The 18,681-nt window shown below is 67.6% G+C and carries 16 protein-coding genes; 8 read left to right on the plus strand and 8 right to left on the minus strand.

What is annotated here, in order from left to right:
• Positions 1-38: 38 nt before the first annotated feature.
• Together GR168_RS06635 and GR168_RS06640 are read left to right on the plus strand one after the other, a co-directional pair.
• Positions 39-707 (plus strand): MspA family porin, encoded by a 669-nt coding sequence (locus GR168_RS06635; RefSeq protein WP_068970896.1) that lies wholly within the window; start codon positions 39-41, stop codon positions 705-707.
• Between the two features lie 186 nt (positions 708-893).
• Complete coding sequence (locus GR168_RS06640) at positions 894-2,795, plus strand: ABC transporter ATP-binding protein (RefSeq protein ID WP_068970895.1); 1,902 nt, start codon at positions 894-896, stop codon at positions 2,793-2,795.
• On the opposite strand, the gene GR168_RS06645 is transcribed toward GR168_RS06640, so the two are convergent.
• The 3 genes from GR168_RS06645 to GR168_RS06655 all read right to left on the minus strand — a co-directional run bounded on the left by GR168_RS06645 (position 2,730) and on the right by GR168_RS06655 (position 7,430).
• Positions 2,730-3,710: an alpha/beta hydrolase family protein gene (locus tag GR168_RS06645; protein WP_159370353.1), complete on the minus strand. Its 981-nt coding sequence runs from the start codon at positions 3,708-3,710 to the stop codon at positions 2,730-2,732. The genes GR168_RS06640 and GR168_RS06645 overlap by 66 nt on opposite strands.
• 62 nt (positions 3,711-3,772) lie before the next feature.
• On the minus strand, positions 3,773-5,674 hold the full coding sequence (locus GR168_RS06650; protein WP_159370354.1) for an ABC transporter ATP-binding protein: 1,902 nt from the start codon (positions 5,672-5,674) through the stop codon (positions 3,773-3,775).
• Positions 5,667-7,430 (minus strand): ABC transporter ATP-binding protein, encoded by a 1,764-nt coding sequence (locus GR168_RS06655; protein WP_159370355.1) that lies wholly within the window; start codon positions 7,428-7,430, stop codon positions 5,667-5,669. Before GR168_RS06655 ends, GR168_RS06650 begins: the two co-directional genes overlap by 8 nt.
• A 637-nt stretch (positions 7,431-8,067) precedes the next feature.
• On the opposite strand from GR168_RS06655, the gene GR168_RS06660 reads away from it, so the two are divergent.
• Positions 8,068-8,691, plus strand: coding sequence for a hypothetical protein (locus GR168_RS06660; protein ID WP_159370356.1), 624 nt, complete (start codon positions 8,068-8,070; stop codon positions 8,689-8,691).
• Between the two features lie 318 nt (positions 8,692-9,009).
• On the opposite strand, the gene GR168_RS24145 is transcribed toward GR168_RS06660, so the two are convergent.
• The 3 genes from GR168_RS24145 to GR168_RS06670 all read right to left on the minus strand — a co-directional run bounded on the left by GR168_RS24145 (position 9,010) and on the right by GR168_RS06670 (position 10,966).
• Complete coding sequence (locus GR168_RS24145) at positions 9,010-9,138, minus strand: hypothetical protein (protein ID WP_259937705.1); 129 nt, start codon at positions 9,136-9,138, stop codon at positions 9,010-9,012.
• A 145-nt stretch (positions 9,139-9,283) separates the two neighbouring features.
• The gene (gene mscL, locus GR168_RS06665; protein WP_159371852.1) at positions 9,284-10,117 is read right to left on the minus strand and encodes a large conductance mechanosensitive channel protein MscL; all 834 of its coding nucleotides are present in this window, start codon (positions 10,115-10,117) and stop codon (positions 9,284-9,286) included.
• Between the two features lie 177 nt (positions 10,118-10,294).
• The gene (locus GR168_RS06670) at positions 10,295-10,966 is read right to left on the minus strand and encodes an SAF domain-containing protein (protein WP_159370357.1); all 672 of its coding nucleotides are present in this window, start codon (positions 10,964-10,966) and stop codon (positions 10,295-10,297) included.
• A gap of 229 nt (positions 10,967-11,195) precedes the next feature.
• Between GR168_RS06670 and nhaA the strand changes: the two genes are divergently transcribed.
• Positions 11,196-12,455: a Na+/H+ antiporter NhaA gene (nhaA, locus tag GR168_RS06675; RefSeq protein ID WP_159370358.1), complete on the plus strand. Its 1,260-nt coding sequence runs from the start codon at positions 11,196-11,198 to the stop codon at positions 12,453-12,455.
• A 46-nt stretch (positions 12,456-12,501) separates the two neighbouring features.
• Here nhaA and GR168_RS06680 read toward each other — a convergent pair whose 3' ends face one another.
• On the minus strand, positions 12,502-14,049 hold the full coding sequence (locus GR168_RS06680; protein ID WP_159370359.1) for an alanine/glycine:cation symporter family protein: 1,548 nt from the start codon (positions 14,047-14,049) through the stop codon (positions 12,502-12,504).
• Between the two features lie 224 nt (positions 14,050-14,273).
• On the opposite strand from GR168_RS06680, the gene GR168_RS06685 reads away from it, so the two are divergent.
• Positions 14,274-14,603, plus strand: coding sequence for an FmdB family zinc ribbon protein (locus tag GR168_RS06685; RefSeq protein ID WP_159370360.1), 330 nt, complete (start codon positions 14,274-14,276; stop codon positions 14,601-14,603).
• A gap of 82 nt (positions 14,604-14,685) precedes the next feature.
• Here GR168_RS06685 and GR168_RS06690 read toward each other — a convergent pair whose 3' ends face one another.
• Complete coding sequence (locus GR168_RS06690; protein WP_068970888.1) at positions 14,686-15,264, minus strand: 5-formyltetrahydrofolate cyclo-ligase; 579 nt, start codon at positions 15,262-15,264, stop codon at positions 14,686-14,688.
• A gap of 163 nt (positions 15,265-15,427) precedes the next feature.
• Here GR168_RS06690 and GR168_RS06695 point away from each other — a divergent pair, with 163 nt between their 5' ends.
• From GR168_RS06695 to GR168_RS06705, 3 genes are all read left to right on the plus strand, one after another.
• Complete coding sequence (locus GR168_RS06695; RefSeq protein WP_068970887.1) at positions 15,428-16,372, plus strand: UTP--glucose-1-phosphate uridylyltransferase; 945 nt, start codon at positions 15,428-15,430, stop codon at positions 16,370-16,372.
• Positions 16,373-16,531: 159 nt separating this feature from the next.
• Positions 16,532-17,836 (plus strand): gephyrin-like molybdotransferase Glp, encoded by a 1,305-nt coding sequence (gene glp, locus GR168_RS06700; protein WP_058251484.1) that lies wholly within the window; start codon positions 16,532-16,534, stop codon positions 17,834-17,836.
• 78 nt (positions 17,837-17,914) lie between these two features.
• On the plus strand, positions 17,915-18,571 hold the full coding sequence (locus GR168_RS06705) for a GNAT family protein (RefSeq protein WP_159370361.1): 657 nt from the start codon (positions 17,915-17,917) through the stop codon (positions 18,569-18,571).
• Positions 18,572-18,681: the final 110 nt, after the last annotated feature.

An 18,681-nucleotide genomic window follows, 5' to 3' on the forward strand; every position in this document is an offset into this window, starting at 1 on the left:
TCTGCCCTGAGCAGATCGATATTCCACGAAGGGGAATCATGAAGAAGAACATCACGCGTCGCGTGGTTGCGGCGGCGGGCATCGCCGGTGCGGTCGCGATGGGCCTCACCAGCCTCGGCGCGGGCGGCGCCACCGCCGGACCGCTGCCGGGCGGTACCATCACCAAGACCCTGGTCGACGGCACGCCCGTCACCGTCCAGCTGTTCGACGAGTACGTCAATGTGCAGCGGCCGATCAGCAACGTCCCCACTTCCCGTGAGGTCTGGCTGTCGGGCAAGGTCCGTGTGACCGTCGGCGGCAAGGCCGAGGGTGGTGCGGTCAAGGTCGGTTATGACGTTGGCTGCCAGGTCAACTTTGGCGGCGGCGGCGTCGGCGCCGACGGTGAGACCGCACCCGATCTTACCGGTCAAGGCGGAGCGGAGACTAGCATCGGCTCCGGCGGCAGTCTGTCGCTCGGCCCCGGCGAAGTCAACCGCGTTTGGTTGATCAACGAGACGTCGGGTTCCGACAAGTCGTACACCGACTACGAGCTGAGTGCCTACACATTCAAAGGCAATCGGGGCGGCGTGGCCTACAGCCAGGAGCAGTTCAAGGTCGAGAGCTGCGCCGGTTACGCCGCTGCTCGCGCCTTCGTCCAGGTGACGGTCAATACCGACGCCGTCAAGGGTGTCGTGGTGCTCAACGGAAAGCACTTCAGCCTCGGCTGATCGACTCTTCCCTCACGCCGCGGGGCGGGAATCCGACAGGATTCCCGCCCCGCGGTCGTTCTTGTGCGGTCGGTTCGGTGTCGCTGTGAGTCTGCTGTATTCGGCTGTCTGGCAGTGAAACTCATCGGTCCTCGGTCGTAGTCTCGGTGCCGGCGGTGCTCATCCCGCCGGTGAGGAGCCATCGACATGTCCACCGCCACCGAACTGCGACCGGTTGACGATCCGAGCGCGTGCGACGTGGGGCCACGCGTCCCGACGCCGGAGTCCCGTCCGGCGACTCTCACCGTGTCGGCGACCGTCCGCCGTTTCGCGCCCCTGGTCGTCGGACTGCGATGGCGTCTCGCGGTGGCTGTCATCTGCCACCTCGTGCAGGTCGGCACCACGGTGGTCACCGTCGCGATGTTCGCGCACATCGTCGACGACGTGCTGGCGACCGGCGATCTGAGCGCGCTGTCCACCCCGGTGATGATCTGGGTGGCCGTCTCCCTTGTCGGCGCCGTGTCGTCGTATGCGGGCGGCATCCTGACCGCAGGCGTGACCGAGACAGTGCTGCTGCGTCTCCGCGGTCAGCTGTACGCGCACATCCAACGACTCGCGCCGCACACGCGGGACCGGTTTGGTGACGGAGACCTGGTGTCGCGCACCACCGCCGACGTCGAGGCGGTCGACAGTCTCGTGTCGTCGGGTGTGGTCTCCGGCGTCGTCGCCACCGTGAGCCTCCTCGTCTACGGTGCCGCCGCCTTCGCGACCAACTGGCAGTTGGCCCTCGTCGCCGCCGTTCTCGCGCCGCTGCTCTGGGTGACGGCCCGCCGATTCGGCGCCGTGGTCAAACGTGCGTCGCGTCGCGAGCGGCAGGCTGCCGGCCGAATCAGTTCACTGGTCGCCGAGGGGATCGGCAACATGGTGGCGTTGCAGGCCGACAACCAGACCTCGCACCACCGAGCCCGGGTCCTGGAGCAGAACCGCCGATGGCGGGAGGCCCGGATGTCGGAGTCCCGCGCCGGGGCGGCCTTCGCCGAGGCGGTCACGGTTGCCGAAGTGCTCTGCATGATCGTCGTCATCGCGTTCGGGGCGTGGCTCATCGCCGGCGGTGATGCGCAACTGGGCACGCTCATCGCTCTTACCGGATATCTCGGGTACCTCTACCCGCAGATCCAGACACTCGGCGGTCTGCTCGTCGAGGTCACGTCCGCCACCGCGAGTGCCGAACGGGTGGCCGAGGTCCTCGACGCGCCTGCGGGTGTCGCCGAACCGATTGCGCCCGAATCGATTGCGCCCGAATCGATTGCGTCCGAACCAGCGGCCATCGACCCGATTCCGGCCCGTCGTCCGGTCGCGCCCGCATCGGTGAGTCTGTCGTTGACCGGGGTGTCCTTCGCGTACCCGGACAACGGGTCCCGAGTCCTCGAGGACGCCCACCTGGAGATCCGTGCGGGCGAGACAGTCGCGGTCACGGGACCCAGTGGTGCCGGCAAGAGCACCCTGACCCGTCTGCTGCTTCGTCTGTACGACCCCGACGCGGGGTCGATCCGACTGAACGGCACCGACATTCGCCACCTCGACGTGAGCGATCTGAGAGAGCACCTGTCGGTGCTGCATCAGCGGCCGGCGTTGATGAGTGGCACGATCGCGGACAACATCCGCTTCGGCTGCACCACGGCGACCAGAGCGGACATCGCAGCTGCCGCGCGGGCCGCAGGGGCCGCCGAATTCATCTCGCGGATGAACGGCGGCCTCGACGCCGAGGTCGTCGAACGTGGGGAGAATCTGTCCGGTGGTCAGCAGCAGCGAATCGCGCTGGCGCGCACGATCCTTCGGAACCGCCCGGTACTCGTCCTCGACGAACCGACCACGGGCCTCGACGACGAGACCTTCAGCGGGATCCTCGAACCACTCGCCAGGGTCGCGTCACTGCGGACCACGATTCTCATCACCCATGATCCGCGTGTGCTCGACCTCGCCGACCGGACAGTCGAGTTGCGCGACGGACGGTTCGCCGATGCGGCTCCGGTGGCGCCGCGGTCAGGCGAGGGCGCGCTCGTAGAACGACCACGAACGGTGCAGCTGGTCCTGCCAGTACAGCCATGAATGGGTTCCCGCCGGCGGGAGGTCCACCGTCGCCGGGATGTTCAACTGCCCGAGACGATTCAGGAGCTGGACGGTGCAGCCCAGGGTGGCGCCCTCGATGACTCCGCCCACGACGATCTGGTCGGCCAGGGTGTCCAGGTCCTTCACGTAGCGAGGATTGTCGTACTGCCCGGGCAGACCGCCGGCGTTGGAGATGTAGAGCTTCTGGCCACGCAGCTTGGCGGCGTTGACCACGGGATCGTGGGCGCGCCAGCCGGAGCCGCCGTACGGACCCCACATGTTGGTGGCGTCGCCGTCCCCGCGGATCTCCACGACGAGTCGGATGTACTCCTGACCGAACGGGTCGGAGGTCGTCGGACATCCGCTGTAGGAGCCGACGGCCTGGTAGAGATCGGGATGCTCGATGGCGAGATTCAGCACCGACGTCGCCGACGAGGAGATCCCGCCGATGGCGTTGCGCCCGGAGGTGTTGTAGGTGGCATCGACGACCGCGGGGAGTTCCTTGCCCAGGAAAGTCGACCACTTGTGCACGCCGAGAACCGGATCGGGCTTCTGCCAGTCGGTGTAGTAGCTGTACTGGCCGGCATTCGGGATAACCACGTACAGGTTCTTGTTGCGCGTGAACTCGACGATGTCGGTCTTCTCCAGCCAGTTGGCGCGATCCTCGCCGCCGCCGGCACCGTTGAGGAGGTAGAGCACCCCGCGCGGCTTGGACTCGTCGGCCGGCTTGATCACGGTCAGCGGTACATCACGGTTCATCGCGTCGGAATGCACGACGATGTCGGTCACGCGCCCGGGCGATCCGGCGTCGACGAGTCGTGGTGCGGCGCTCGCCCCGCCGGTCATCGGAGCGACGAGCGAGATGCTGAGCGCGACCGCCGCTGCCATCCCGAGCTTGCGCAAACCTCTGTACACGTTTCCTCCTGATCGGGAGACGACGAGCCGATGATCCGACTCGCGCTGGCTCCTGTCATCTGTCACGGGTCCGACCTCGCGTCCGGACCGCTGGGACTGCTGCCGCTCACGCTCTCGTCGTCGCCGGCCGCGGCGTCTGCCGGCGCCAGTCCGCACCGTCGGGAATAGATCCCGCCCGCGGCGAGCAGCTCATGGTGGGTCCCTGCTTCGGCAATCACCCTATCGTCGAGGACGACGATCTGGTCGGCCAACGCCGCGGTCGCCATGCGGTGGGTGATCAGCAGGGTGGTGGTCCCCGCACGCAGACGGTGCAGGGCACGTTGAACGAGCAACTCCGTGCGGGGGTCGGCGGCGCTCGTCGCCTCGTCGAGAATGAGGACCCCGGGCGACGCGGCAATCGCGCGCGCGACGGTGACCAGCTGTTTCTCGCCGGCGCTGAGGTTCTCGGATTCCTGGCCGATCACGGTGTCGATGCCATCGGGGAGCGCTGCGACGATCTGCGCGACGTGGCTGTCCGTGAGAGCCGCGTCGACGGCGCGGCCGTCCTCGATGCCGAAGGCGATGTTCTCCCGGACTGTCCCGGTGAACAGCCACGGCTCCTGGGTGACGACGGCCATGGCCGCCCGTACCCGGTGCGGTCCGAGTTCGACGAGGTCGACCCCGTCGATGGTGATCGAGCCCCGGCTGGGTGCGTAGAACGCCTGCAGGAGATTGGTCAGCGTGGTCTTGCCCGACCCGGTGGTCCCCACCACGGCGGTGGTCGTGCCGGGCGCCATCCGGAAACTCACCGAGTCGAGAACGGTGTTGTCCTCCTCGTAGGCGAAGCCCACGTCGTCGAAGACGATCTCGGGTGGGAGCTGGTGCCGGCCGGACGAGACCGGCACCGGCTGGCCGGTGTCGGCGCCGGCGTCTTCGGGAGCTTCGAGCACCTCGCGGACCTTGCTCGCCGACACGGTGCCGGACTGCACCTTGGTGACGAACCCGGCGAGTTCGCGAACCGCGCTCGTCAGCTGCTGTGCGAACACCACCACAACCTGAGCCGCCCCGAGACTGAGGTGCCCGTCGACCACCATGATCCCGCCGAGGACCGCCAGGATCAGGAACACCAGGGCGTTGATCGCGGTGAGGACCGAGGGCAGGGAACCGCCGATCCACTGGGCAGAGCGGACCGACGCGAAGAGTTTGTCGTTGAGGTCGTCGAAGCGGCGCGCGGCGGTCGGTTCGGCGTTGTACGCCTGCAACATCCGGCGCGCGCTGAGTTCCTCTTCGTTGTGCCCCGTGAGGGCGGCCGTGGTCGTCCAGCGGGACTCGAGGTGCGGTCGTGCCCGGCGGGCGAGCAGGACCGCGGCCAGCGCCGACACGGGTGCTGCGACCAGGGCGACACAAGCCAGCACCGGGGAGATGACGAACAGCACGGCGGTGACGACGACAAGCGTCAAGGCATTCGTCGGAACGGTCACCAGCACCGGTGCGATCACCGTCGCGGCGTTGTCGGTGTGGGCGGTCAGCTTGCTCACCAACACACCGCGTGTGGTGTTCTCGAAGTAGCGCAACGGAAGACGGTGGATCTTGTCCTCGATGCGTGCGCGCAACCCGGCCACCGACCGCTGCACGGCGACGGTCAGCAACCGGCCCTGCGCGAGGCTGCAGACCGCGGCCGCCACGAACACCCCGACCTGGATCGCCAGCAGCGTCCAGAGCAGTCCCCAGTTCATCGTCGCGTCGCCGACCGCGCCGTCGACGATCACGTTGGTGACCGCACCGAACAGGATCGGCGCTACGACGCCGCCGACCGCGGCGAGGATCGCGAAGAGGGAGATGGCCGCCCCACGTCCTCTGCTCAGGTCGAGTTGCCGGACGATCCAACGCAGCGATCCATCGCGCCGTCGAGCCGTCGGTCGGTCTGCCGACGCCTTCTTCCCCCTCGGCCCGACCGCCGGCGCCTGCGATCTCTGGTCAAGCATTGGTCACCGCCTGCGCGTAGGCGATCTCCCGATAGATGTCGCTGCGTGACCGCAACTCCGAATCTGTTCCGAGGCCGACGATCCGTCCCGCGTCGAGCACCGCGATGACGTCCGCGTGCTGGACCGACGACACACGCTGCGCGGCGATCAGGACCGTCGCATCCGGATCGGTCCGGCGCAACCGTCCGATGATCTGGGCCTCGGTGTCGACGTCGAGAGCGCTGAACGGGTCGTCGAGGACGTACAGCGCGGGCCGGCGGAGCACGGCACGCGCTAGTGCGAGCCGTTGGCGCTGACCACCGGAGAAGTTGCGTCCCTCCTGCGCCACCGTGGCGTCGAGAGCGCCGGGGCGAGCCGAGACGAAGTCGGCCGCGGCGGCGACCTCCAGGGCGTCCCACAGCTCGTCGTCGGTGGCGGTCGGTCGGGCGATCCGGAGATTGTCGGCGACCGTCCCGGTGATGAGCTCCGCACCCTGACCCACGAAGGCGCTGCGTGCGCGAACCCAGGCGGGCGCCAGGGCGGTCACGTCGGCGGCATCCCATCGGAGCACGCCCGACGTGGGGTCGGCGAACCGCAGGGGTAGGGACAGGAGCGTCGACTTGCCGCTGCCGGTTCCGCCGAGGACGCCGGTCACCGTGCCGGGTGCGCAGAACAGGGAGACCTGGTCGACGGTGGGGGACTCGGCGCCCGGATAGGCGACCGACACCGCGTCGAAGACGATCGCGGGCGGTGAGGGCGCCCGGCCGTCACCGGGGTCGCCGGGGTCGAGCGGGTCGGTGTCGAGTACCTCGGTGATTCGTCCGGCGCTGGTCACCGCACGCGGGATGACCCCGGCGATCATGGTCAGCAGCGACACCGCCAGCAGGATCTGGGCGAGATAGCCGACCGTCGCGGTGATCTGGCCGATCTGCATCTCACCGCGGTCGACGAAGATCGCACCCAGTGCGGTCACCGCGACCACGGCGAGGTTCGAGACCACGGTGACCAACGGCAGCATCAGGACCTGCAGTCGGCCGAGGCGCAGGGCCACGTGGGTGAGTTCGTCGTTCTCCACCGCGAACCGGGCGCGTTCCCGGTCCTCTCGCCGAAAGGTGCGGATGATCGCGATCCCACGCAGCTGCTCGCGCAGCACCCGGTTCACGACGTCGAGACGACGCTGCAACTGCGCAGCCCACGGCACCAGACGCCGGACGAGGACGGCGACGACGACGACCAGCACCGCCCCGGCGACCACCAGCACGGGCGCCATCCGCCAGCCCTGCGCCAGCGACAACACCAGCGCGCCGAACAGCATCAACGGCGCGGTCACCACGACGGTCAGGCTGATGAAGAGGAATCCCTGGATCTGGCCCACATCTCCGGTGGAGCGCGTCAGCAGGCTCGAAAGGCCGATGGAGTGGACCTGCGGATCGCTGAAGGCGCTGATCCGACCGTGGACACGCGTGCGGAGGTCGCGAGCCGCGGTCGCCGAGATATGGGAGGCCAGGAATGTGGCACCGATCGACACCACCAGGTTGACCACGGCCACCACGACCATGAGCACCCCGACGCGCTTGATGGTCGCCACGTCACCGCGCAGGATTCCGTCGTCGATGATCGCGGCGTTGAGAGCGGGCTGGGCGAGCGTGGTGAACACCGACGCGAGCTGGAAGACGACGAAACCGGCGCAGGCCCAACGGGTTGTCCGGAGCGCGTCGAACAGGAGCGCGAGCAACGCGCGTACCTCATCCTTGCTCATCGAGCGGGTGACGGGCATCTGGTGAGGCTACTCCGGGTCGTCGTGACGCTGGCGCGGTGGTTTGCTCGGTGACGGAAGCCGCTCACGCCGGTTCCAGCGCAGTCTATGCAATTGATCCATGTGGCAAGCTCTTACCAGGAATGCTGATCAACAATGTGTCTCAAACGATTGTTAAATGGAGTGTTCAGCGATCAATTCGAGGAGCTCCAGAGACGAAGAAAGCCGCTCCGCAGTTGACCACGGAGCGGCTCAGTATTCGGGTCGTTCAGGCGGGTGCGTCTTCAGAACCCGATTCGATCGAGCCGGTGACGAGTTCGACGATAGCGTCGGAAATTGCGCCCTGAATCACTTCTGCCATGAGATCTCCTTCGTCGGTGGTGGTGCATACGTGCTCGCACGCACTTCGATTGGCGAGCACGTCGCAGACAGTACGTTATTCGATTACAGGAGGGCTAGCATTTCGTGCGGGGTCGATAAATAGGGTTGACCGCAAGAGTTCGGCGTTCGGTCATCTCTCGGTCATCGTCGTGATGGTGAGGGGACAAATACTAGAAGAGTTCTCGCAACCCCGTATGGTTCAGCTTTCCGAATGCCAAGACCGGGGTTGTTGCTGACCGGTGGCGCGTACAGGCAATCGATGTGCTGATATGAACCGATGACGCATCGCGTACAAGTGGGCGGCACGACGACCCGACATTTGGTCGAATCGGATCAAGATGCCGCCCTCGATCTGCTCGAACACGGCCTGCGCGAGGTCCCGGTGTACCGATGGCTGATCGGGCGGGACTCGCCAGTCGAGGCGTACCGCTGGTACGGAGAAATCTTGTTCGTCGAGTACCTGCGAGGCCTACACGGAGTCTTCGACGAGTGGGGTGACCTCATTGCGCTGATCGCGGTCTCGGCCCCCGGTGACGAGGCCGGGCGGATCGACGAGGACATGAAGGCGCGCACCAAGCATCAGGTGCAGGTCATAGACGGCTTCATCCACCGCTTCACCGAGTTGCAGCGGAAATCGGAGGAAGCGCAGGTCGCGGAGAATCCGATCCGGGTGATCTTCGCGCTCGTCCATCCGGATCATCGGCGAGGCGGGACCCTCGCCGGGCTGGTCGACCCGGTCATCGAGCGCGGCCGTCGCGAAGGCCTGCCGGTCACGTGCAGCACGAGTGACGAACAGCTGTCGGCCCTCTACGCGCGCCGGTGGGACGCGCAGGTCCGGGCTCAGTTCACCCTGACCGACGGGCCGACCGTCTGGGTGCAGCGCGTCGATCCGCCGGCGTGAACTGGCACTGCCCCTGAGGTGCCCTCCCCATGCTCCCTGAGGTGTGAGCGAAGCGCCCTCCCCATGCTCCCTGAGGTGTGAGCGAAGCGAGCCACGAAGGGCTGACGAGGTAAGTCGCCTAACCCTTCGTGGCTCGTCGCTTGCGCTCCTCGCACCTCAGGGAGCAGAGGGCAGTGGCCTGCGCTCCTCGCACCTCAAGGAGCAGAGGGAGCGTAGATTGCGCTCCTCGCACCTCAGGGAGCAGAGGGCAGTGGCCTGCGCTCCTCGCACCTCAGGGAGCAGGAATTGTGCAGACTTTTGGATTGGGAGCGGGGTTACTCAGCTACCGAAGAACCACGGGAACGTCCTGGGGCGGGCCTGCGCACGCGGTTGGGTGCGCTGCTGCGGACGCGCCGGACGCCGGTTCTGGGTCTGCGACTGACGGTTCGGTGCGGGCTTGTTCGGCATTCGTTCATCCTGTTCTCGTTCGGTCGCACCGGTCTTTCAGGTCCGGTGCGGTCGCACGTTCCGGCGACGAATCCCAAAGTAGGGGGCCGACCTTCGGGTTCGGATGGCTCCGGCTGTCAGCTTCCTGGGAGACGGAGCCCGCGTGTCAGCGGGAGTGACGCCCCGGCGCGTCCGGGCCCTCACCCGGGAAGTCGCCCGGGTATTGCTCACCGGGATAACCGCTTCCGGGGCCGGGAGGCGGGTAGTTGCCGGGGCCCGGGTAGTTCCCGGGCGGCGGGTAGCTACCGGGTGCCGGCTGCGGCGTCGGATACGGCTGGCCCGAAGGGCTTCCGGGCGGCGGGCCCTGCGGCGGACGATTCTGCGGGACGGACTGGGACGGAACGTTCTGCGGCGGAACCGATTGCGGGGGAGTGGGTTGCGACGGCGGGCCCTGTGGTGTCGGCGGAGTCGAGATGCGTTGCGTCGTACCGGCTCCGGCGGGTGCTTCGTACGGGGCGAAGGAGCCCGACGGCGGACCGTAGGAGTCGCCGACCGGACCGGACGGATCGGAGAGATGCGCCGGCAGATCACTCTCGGCCTCCGCCTTGGCCTTCGAGGCGCCGTCGGGGTCCAGCAGATCACGGATCTCGGACAGCAGCGCGATCTCGGTGACCTCCGCCTTCTTGCCGAAACCGCCCAGCTCGGCCAGCTTGTTGTACGGCAGGATGATGATGAAGTACACCACTGCGGCGATGATCAGGAAGTTGATCACCGCGGTGATGACACTGCCGAGGTCGACGAATGTCGATGGGTTGTCGGTGATCTGGAAGCCGAGTCCCTGCGCCGCGTCGGAGCCGACGGGGATCGAGTTGATGATCGGCTGGACGATGCCATCCGTGAACGCGGTGACGATCGCGGTGAACGCAGCGCCGACGATGACCGCTGTCGCCAACTCGACGACATTGCCCTTGAGTATGAAGTCCCTGAATCCCTTGAGCACGGTGTGCGGCCTCTTTTCGGTGATGTCCTGCTCTTGTCCGGCGATTCTGTGCACGATCGGAGCAAATCCGACATGCAGCTTGGCGAGCTCGTACTACCCTATCCACGATCGCGAACGAACCAATCCATTTGACTTGATTTCCCCGGCTGTGTCGTGATGCCGTGACCCGCCCGTTCGTCAGTGCAGGACCACCGCGAGCGCCGTATCGAGCCCCGCCGCCGCGACCCGATGAGCGGATGCGGCGTCCATCGCGAGCAGCACCGGGGTGGCCGCGGTCCCGCCGGGAGCGATACCACCCGACTGTGATTCGGCAGCGTGAAGTGCGACGACGGCGCGGCGGGCCAGCACTTCCGCCTCTTCGGTCAACACGTCGACAACGTCGCCGGGTCGCAGCAGCGCGGTCACGGCCTCGTCCGACAGTCGTATCGGTACGAGCCGGGCATCGTCGTCCCCGGTCAGGTCGGCGGGTAGACGTGACGACAGCAGGCGGGCATCGGTGAGGATTTCTCCTCCGCGGACACGCCCGGTCACGGTTCGCCCGAGTGCGGGTGCCGCCTCGGTGAGGACACCGTCGGGAACCGTGGCTTCCGCGACGCTCCGCGGCGCCAGATCGTCTATCTCGACCACCTGTCCCGGCAGCAGGTCATGCGCGGCAACCATGACCTCGACGTCGCCGTCGGCGCGTGTTCCGGCAACCCCCACCACCACGGCCGCGACGACCAGTCCTGTCGCGGCGACACGTCGGATCAGGACGCTGCGCGTCCACCCCGGTCGCAGCGCCGAACTCACCCGGTCACGAATTCGAGGCCCGAGTGAGGCTTTCGACGGAAGCTTCGACGGGGGAGACATGTGACGAAGGCTAGGTCCGTCTGCCCGGGTGATCGGCCCGTGGAACTCGTCTGTGGACAACATCAATCGGGCCGTCGACCGGTGTGGACAGCGGTCCGGCCGTGGGCCCGGAATGGCCCGCGGCATTGCGGTGGGGGAGAATCGATGTTCTGTGCCGGGAAGTCTGGTCGGCCGCTCGTCGCGCGGGCGGCTTCCGGCGCACCGCGTGCGATCGAGCAGAGGAGAGCCTATGGCCGACGAGCAACCGACAGCAGACAGCGCACGCAAGGCCGATCGCATCCGGCGCTGGGCGGCGCTAGACACGACCAGTGGGGCGCTGCTTCTGGTGGCCGCCGCTGTTGCAGTGTTCTGGGCGAACTCGCCGTGGCGGGAGGCCTACGATTCTCTGCTCCATGTCGAGGTGGGGCCTGAGGCGCTGCACCTACATCTGTCGCTGGCGCACTGGGCGTCCGACGGGCTGTTGGCGATCTTCTTCTTCGTCGTCGGAGTCGAACTGAAACACGAGTTCGTGGCCGGGAGCCTCCGGGATCTCAAACTCGCCGGTGTTCCCATTGCGGCCGCGGTGGGTGGCATGGTCACGCCCGCGCTCTGTTACGTCGTCGTGGTGGCGATCGGCGACCCGGACGGGCTGCACGGCTGGGCGATCCCCACCGCCACCGACATCGCCTTCGCTCTCGCAGTTCTCGCGATCTTCGGCCGCGGTCTCCCGCTCGCCCTGCGGACGTTCCTGCTGACGCTCGCAGTGGTCGACGACCTGCTCGGGATCATCGTCATCGCGACCTTCTACACCGAGAAGATCGACTTCGTCATGCTGGCGGCCGCCCTTGCCGCGGTGGCGCTCTTCGCCGTGCTGGTGCGGCAGGCGTGGCGGTGGTGGCCGGTCCTCATCCCGGTCGCCGTCGTCGCGTGGGGTCTGATGCACGCGTCCGGGGTGCACGCGACCGTTGCGGGCGTACTCCTCGGGTTCGTGGTGCCGGCCGTTGCGATCCGTGGTGAGGAGGAGCCGCGCACCGAGCGACTCGACGACGCGGTCCGCCCGTACTCCTCGGCGCTCGCCCTGCCGGTGTTCGCCTTCGCGGCCGCGGGCGTCACCGTCGTGGGTGGTGATGGTTCGATCGTCCAACCGGTGTCGATCGGAATCGTCGTCGGTCTCGTCGTCGGCAAGGTCGTGGGTGTGATGGGTTCGACGTGGCTGATGACCCGGTTCACGCCGTTGCGCCTACCAGACGCGATCGGCATCCGCGATCTGCTGCCCGTCGGATTCCTCACCGGAGTCGGTTTCACCGTCGCGTTGCTGATCGCCGAGTTGAGCTTCGAGGGCGGCTCCGACGACCACGCCGCCGCGGCCAAGGCGGCCATCCTCGTCGGATCTGTCGTCTCGGCAGTGCTCGCCGCGTTCCTGCTGCGGTGGGACGCTCGACAGGCCCGCGATCCGGACATGAACCGCGACAACATCCCCGACATCGACAAGGACGTCATCGGGGGATGAACCCGCGAGCCTCGGTCCGAGGCCCGCGGGTCGCGGGTCGACGGTCCTACTTCGCGACCGTGACCTCGTCGGTGCGTTCGTCGGCCCGGCCGTAGGACTCCCAGAACGTCGCCCCGACGATTCCGAGAGCGATCGGGTCGAAGATCGGATCCTTGCCTTCCTTCTTCTGCTTCTCGTAGTCGCGCAGCGCTTTGAACGCGGGTTGCTGCAGGATGATGATGCCGACGATGTTCAGCCACGCCATCAGCCCGACTCCGATGTCGCCGAGGGTCCACGCCTCGCTGGCGGTCGAGACGCATCCGATGGCCACCGATACGAGGATCAGTGCCTGCAGGAGCATCGTGAGGTTCGAGCCCAGCGTGCTGCGCAGCGGACCGATGTAGATGGTCGCCGCCTTCCCCATCAGGAACCGCAGGTTGGTCTCGGCCATGTAGTAGTAGGCGATGATCGTGGTCAGGCAGAAGAACATCAGAGACACCGCGACGAAGGTCGAACCGGCGCCGCTCCACATGCTGTCGAAGCCGATCTGGACGAAGGTGGGTCCGACGTCGGTGGCCGTCGGCAGCAGTCCGCCGTCGGCGATCACCGCGCCGTCGGCACTCTCGCCCTCGAACACCCGGTACGCACCGGTCGAGATGATGAGGAAGCCGGTGGCCGAGCACACGAAGAGGGTGTCGATGTAGACGGCGAACGCCTGCACGAAGCCCTGCTTCGCCGGATGCGAGACCTCGGCGGCCGCGGCTGCGTGCGGTCCGGTGCCCTGGCCGGCTTCATTGGAGTAGATGCCGCGCTTGACGCCCCACATGACCGCAGCGCCGACCACCGAACCGAAGACGGAGTCGATCCCGAAGGCGCTGGCGAAGATCATCCGGAGGACTTCGGGAATCTCGGACGCGTTGAGGAACACCACCACCAGCGCGAAGAGGATGTAGAGGACCGCCATGAACGGCACGACAACGGTGGCGAAGGTAGCGATGCGCTTGACCCCGCCGATGATGACGAAGGCGAGCACGATGACGACGCCGATCGCGACGGCCCAGTCCGCGATACCCCACGCCTGGTTCATCGCCAGGGCCATGGAGTTGGACTGCACGCTCGGGAGCAGCAGCCCGCAGGCGAGGACGGTCACGGCGGCGAAGATGAGCCCGTAGACCTTGAAGAACGGGGCCGCCTTGGTGTGGGCCAGCGCCTTGCTGAAGTAGTAGGCCGGGCCGCCGCGATACTCGTTCGTCAGCGGATCGCGGGTCTTGTAGATCTGGCCGAGCGTGCACTCGACGAACGAGGTCGAGGCCCCGAGGAACGCCATCGCCCACATCCAGAACAGTGCACCCGGACCGCCGAACGCGATCGCCGTCGCCACACCGGCGATGTTCCCGGTGCCGACGCGACCGGCCAGCGAGATCATCAACGCCTGGAAGGACGAGACGCCATCGGGCGAACTCTGACCGTGGCGCATCACCCGGATCATCTCCGGTATGTGCCGGATCTGCAGGAACCGCGAGCGGATGGAGAAGTACACCCCCACTCCGAGGCATAGGTACACCAACGGATTGCTCCAGATGATGCTGTTCAGGTCGTTGAGGAAGTCGGTCATGGCGGCTCCAGCGATGGTGGGATCGGCCGCTCGTGGCGGTCCGACCCGGTGATCGAGCGGTGAACTGGTTGCTTCAGCTAGGGGAACACTTTGCACGACTGCACGCGGCGGTGCGCGCCAAGGTGCGAAATCCGCCGGCCGGGAGCCACGCTTAGCACTCGGAATGAGGGAGTGCCAAAGTCGGTTACACTGGTCATCGTTTACTGACATTCGGAGGTTTCGCGGTGCCCACCTACTCGTATGCCTGCACGGAGTGCGACAACAAGTTCGACATCGTCCAGTCCTTCTCCGACGACTCGCTGACCGAGTGCCCGCAGTGCGCAGGCCGCCTGCGCAAGCTGTTCAACTCGGTCGGCATCGTGTTCAAGGGCAGCGGTTTCTACCGCACGGACTCGCGTCCCGGCTCGTCCTCGGACACCTCGACGTCCTCCTCGGACAGCTCGTCGTCGTCGAGTTCCTCGTCGTCGGACAGCTCGTCGAGCAGCTCCAAGTCGGACTCCGCGAGCTCGGCGTCGTCGACCAAGAGCGAGACCAAGGCCGCGACTCCCGCCTGACCCGCGTCCCACGACGACAACGTCATATGCCGACCCCGGGCCGGTGTCACCCGACACCGCCCGGGTTCCGCTGTACCCCGGGTCAGCCGAGTCGGCGGAACCCGTCTCCGGGAGTGAGAGTCCAACCGACCGGGACATCGTGGTCGCCGGACGGCAGTGAGTCGACGACCTCGTCGTCATAGACCACGCCGACGAGGTCGGCCGACAAACCGTGCAAGGTCCGGTCGTAGTATCCGGCGCCGCGTCCGAGCCGCACACCGCTCTTGTCGATAGCGAGCGCCGGGACCAGGATCACCGACGCCGCGCGGATCGCGGTCACCCCGACGCGGTCGGTGGTCGGTTCGAGAAGTCCCCAGCGTCCGGGAGCCAGCGAGTCCGGCCCCGTGTACGGCGCCCAGTCCATCGGTGCGGGATCGCCGTCGGGGACCACCGGGACCAGAACCGACACGCCTCGGTCGACAAGCGCGTCGAGCATCGAATTCGAGCCGGGTTCGGTGCCGACGGGGACATGCGCGGCGACCGTGACGTCGTATTCGAGCCGGAACGGGCATGAGTACATCCATTCGGCGAGGGCCGCGGCAGACCGGTCCCGCTCGTCGGCGGACCGACGCGATCGTCGATCCTCGATCTCTTGTCGCAGTTGCTGTTTCAGCGTTGTCAAGACCCGACCGTCCTTCGCGTCGTCTCGAGACCGGTGGCATGTGCACCCCGGCCGGGACAGCCGGGACGCCCGCACTGTATCCGACCGTCGGAACGAGCGTGGTGAGGTCCCGGTCACCGCCGTCTGTCCGGCCGAGAACCGGCACCTGTCCTAGGGTGGATTCATGAGTGCGACGGATAAAGCTGGTTTCAGTGAGTACGAAGGTGTACCCAACACTCCGCCGATCCCGCGTACCGCGGTCGTCCCGGCAGCCGGGTTGGGAACGAGGTTCCTGCCGGCGACCAAGACGGTGCCCAAGGAGTTGCTGCCGGTGGTCGACACCCCCGGCATCGAGCTGGTCGCCGAAGAGGCCAAGGCGGCCGGCGCCGAGCGTCTTCTCATCGTGACCTCGCCGGGCAAGGACGGCGTGGTCGCCCACTTCGTCGAGGACCTCGTCCTGGAGAACACGCTCGCCACGCGCGGCAAGGAGTCCATGCTGGCGAAGGTGCGCAAGGCGCCCAACCTGCTCGAGGTCGCGTCGGTCGTGCAGGAGAAGCCGTTGGGCCTGGGGCATGCGGTCGGGTGCGTCGAAAGCTATCTCGACGACGACGAGGACGCCGTCGCGGTGCTGCTGCCCGACGATCTTGTCCTGCCCGGGGGCGTCCTGGAGGTCATGGCCCGCACGCGTGCACGCCGGGGCGGGTCCGTGCTGTGTGCCATCGAGGTGCCCGAGGACCGGATCAGCGCGTACGGCGTCTTCGACGTCGAGCCGCTGCCCGATGCCAACAACCCCAACGTGATGCGGCTCAAGGGCATGGTCGAGAAGCCCGAACCGCAGGATGCGCCGTCGAATCTGGCCGCAGCGGGTCGCTACATCCTCGACCGCAAGATCTTCGACGCGCTGCGCCGCATCGAACCCGGCGCCGGTGGCGAACTGCAGCTCACCGACGCCATCGCGCTCCTCATCGAGGAGGGCGAGCCGGTCCACGTCGTCGTCCACCACGGCACCCGACACGATCTCGGCAACCCCGGCGGCTATCTCAAGGCCGCTGTCGACTTCGCGCTCGACCGCGACGACTACGGTCCCGATCTGCGCGAATGGCTCGAGAAGCGTCTCGCCGACGGCTGATTCCGCACGGGTGATCACCGGTCGCATCCGCGCGCCTCGCACGCTGTCGTGGGCGCGCTCGATAACGTTCTCCTGTGTTGTATCGAGTGCACGACGTGCCGAGCGCTGTCGGCCGCACGTCCCGGTGCACTGACCGGTTGAGACGGGGAGAGCGGTGAGATGCGGTCTGTCGAAGATCATCTGACGCTGGTGACCGCGGCGGCAGTGGCGCCGCGTCCGGTGCGCGTCGCGATCTCCGAGGCGCAGGGCCTGATGTGCGCCGAGGAGGTCGTCACCGAGCACCCGATGCCCGGCTTCGACCAGGCGGCCATCGACGGCTACGCGGTGCGTGCGGTCGACGTCGGTCTGGCCGGGGTGCTCGCACCCGAAGACCTGGAGGACTTCGACGCCAACGGCGCCGAGCTCGTCGACCTCGAACCGGGCGAACCGATGATCGTGTCCCTGCCGGTGGTCGGCGAGGTCGGGCCGGGCTCGCGGACACCGACGCGGCTGCAACCGCGTCAGGCGGTGCGCGTCGAGACCGGGGCCCCGATGCCGACGCTCGCCGACGCCGTGGTCCCGTTGCGCTGGACCGACGGTGGCGACCAGAAGGTCAAGATCGGACACGGCGTCGAGAGCGGCAACTACGTCCGGCGGGTCGGCGACGACGTGCAGCCGGGCGATGTCGCCGTCCGCGCGGGCTCGATCATCGGCCCGGCCCAGGTCGGGCTGCTCGCCGCGGTCGGTCAGGCACGCGTGATGGTGCACCCGCGCCCGCGCCTGTCGGTCATCTCGGTGGGCAGTGAGCTCGTCGACATCGACCGCACACCCGGACCCGGTCAGATCTACGACGTCAACAGCTACGCGCTGGCCGCTGCCGCCCGCGACGCCGGCGCCGACGTGAACCGCGTCGGCATCGCCGAGCGCGAGGCGTCGCGGATGCGGGAGGTCGTCGAGGCGCAGCTCATCCGCTCCGAGATCGTGGTCATCTGCGGTGCCGTCGGGGGAAGTGCGTCGACCGCCGTCGCCGACGCCCTCGCCGACCTCGGCGACCTGGAGATCGTGCGGGTGGCGATGCACCCCGGGTCGGTCCAGGGCTTCGGGCGCCTCGGACGCGACGAGGTGCCGACGTTCCTGCTCCCCGCCAACCCGGTGAGCGCTCTGGTGACCTTCGAGGTGATGGTCCGGCCGCTCATCCGGATCGCGCTGGGCAAACGGCAACCGATGCGGCGGATCATCAAGGCGCGCACCATCGGACCGATCGCGTCGGTGCGCGGCCGCAAGGGTTACCTGCGTGGGCAGCTGATGCGGGACGAACGGTCGGGGGACTACCTGGTGCAGGTGCTCGGCGCCTCACCGACCGGGTCGTCGCACCTGCTCGCCGAACTCGCCGAGGCGAACTGCCTGATCATGGTCGACCCCGATGTCGAGGAGATGGGCACGGGCGACGAGGTCGAAGTGGCCTTCCTCGCGCAGCGCGGGTGACGTCGGACGTCGTGTCCGTCCGACGCGAGATCCAGGTCTCACGCCGTCGGCACTGTGACAGCGCATAAACTTCTTCTCGTGTTCAGGTGGTTGAGCGGCAGTCAGGGAAGTCCGGGATGGCCGGCCACCCTCGGGCCGCTGCGCACCCGGACCGGCGCGGTCACCCTGCGGCCCGTGAAGGTGCGTGATGCCAAGCCGTGGAGCGAGTTGCGGATCCGCAACCAGAACGCCCTGTTGCCCTGGGAACCGACGGGTGTGGGGAGCTGGGCCGAACGCCATCAGCCGGGGTCGTGGCCGCCGCTGTTCGCGGTGCTGAAGTCCGAGGCCAAACGTGGTGCGCTGCTCCCGTTCGTGATCGAACTCGACGGCCGCTACGTCGGGCAGCTGACGGTCGGCAACATCCAGCGCGGCGCGGTGCGGACCGCGTGGATCGGCTACTGGGTCGACTCGGCCGTCGCCGGCAACGGCATCGCGACCGCCGCGGTGGCACTCGGGGTCGACCACTGCTTCGGGGCCGTCGGCCTGCACCGGCTCGACGCGACGGTCCAGCCCGCCAACGAGGCATCGCAGAAGGTGTTGACCAACATCGGATTCCGGCAAGAAGGACTGCTGCAACGGTACATGGACGTCAACAAACGCTGGCGTGACCACATGCTGTTCGCGCTCACGGCCGAGGAGGTCGTCGGCAGTGCGGCCGAGGCGCTCGTCCGGGCGGGTCGTGCGTCGTTCCACTGACCCTCCGCTGGCGATACGGCGGTCGCCCTGAGTTCGCGGCGGCGTCACCGCCCGGTTTCGACCGGGAAATCCCGTGCGCGCATTTCGGTTTCGATCGCGGCGCGCGTCCG

The sequence above is a fragment of the Gordonia sp. JH63 genome (assembly GCF_009856645.1).
GTDB classification, from domain to species: Bacteria; Actinomycetota; Actinomycetes; order Mycobacteriales; family Mycobacteriaceae; genus Gordonia; species Gordonia hongkongensis.

Coding starts and splice junctions, on each gene's coding strand:
- GR168_RS06635 (WP_068970896.1), top strand. CDS start 39: ATGAAGAAGAACATCACGCGTCGCGTGGTTGCGGCGGCGGGCATCGCC.
- GR168_RS06640 (WP_068970895.1), top strand. CDS start 894: ATGTCCACCGCCACCGAACTGCGACCGGTTGACGATCCGAGCGCGTGC.
- GR168_RS06650 (WP_159370354.1), bottom strand. CDS start 5,674: ATGCTTGACCAGAGATCGCAGGCGCCGGCGGTCGGGCCGAGGGGGAAG.
- GR168_RS06655 (WP_159370355.1), bottom strand. CDS start 7,430: ATGCCCGTCACCCGCTCGATGAGCAAGGATGAGGTACGCGCGTTGCTC.
- GR168_RS06660 (WP_159370356.1), top strand. CDS start 8,068: ATGACGCATCGCGTACAAGTGGGCGGCACGACGACCCGACATTTGGTC.
- GR168_RS24145 (WP_259937705.1), bottom strand. CDS start 9,138: ATGCCGAACAAGCCCGCACCGAACCGTCAGTCGCAGACCCAGAACCGG.
- GR168_RS06670 (WP_159370357.1), bottom strand. CDS start 10,966: ATGTCTCCCCCGTCGAAGCTTCCGTCGAAAGCCTCACTCGGGCCTCGA.
- nhaA (WP_159370358.1), top strand. CDS start 11,196: ATGGCCGACGAGCAACCGACAGCAGACAGCGCACGCAAGGCCGATCGC.
- GR168_RS06680 (WP_159370359.1), bottom strand. CDS start 14,049: ATGACCGACTTCCTCAACGACCTGAACAGCATCATCTGGAGCAATCCG.
- GR168_RS06695 (WP_068970887.1), top strand. CDS start 15,428: ATGAGTGCGACGGATAAAGCTGGTTTCAGTGAGTACGAAGGTGTACCC.
- glp (WP_058251484.1), top strand. CDS start 16,532: ATGCGGTCTGTCGAAGATCATCTGACGCTGGTGACCGCGGCGGCAGTG.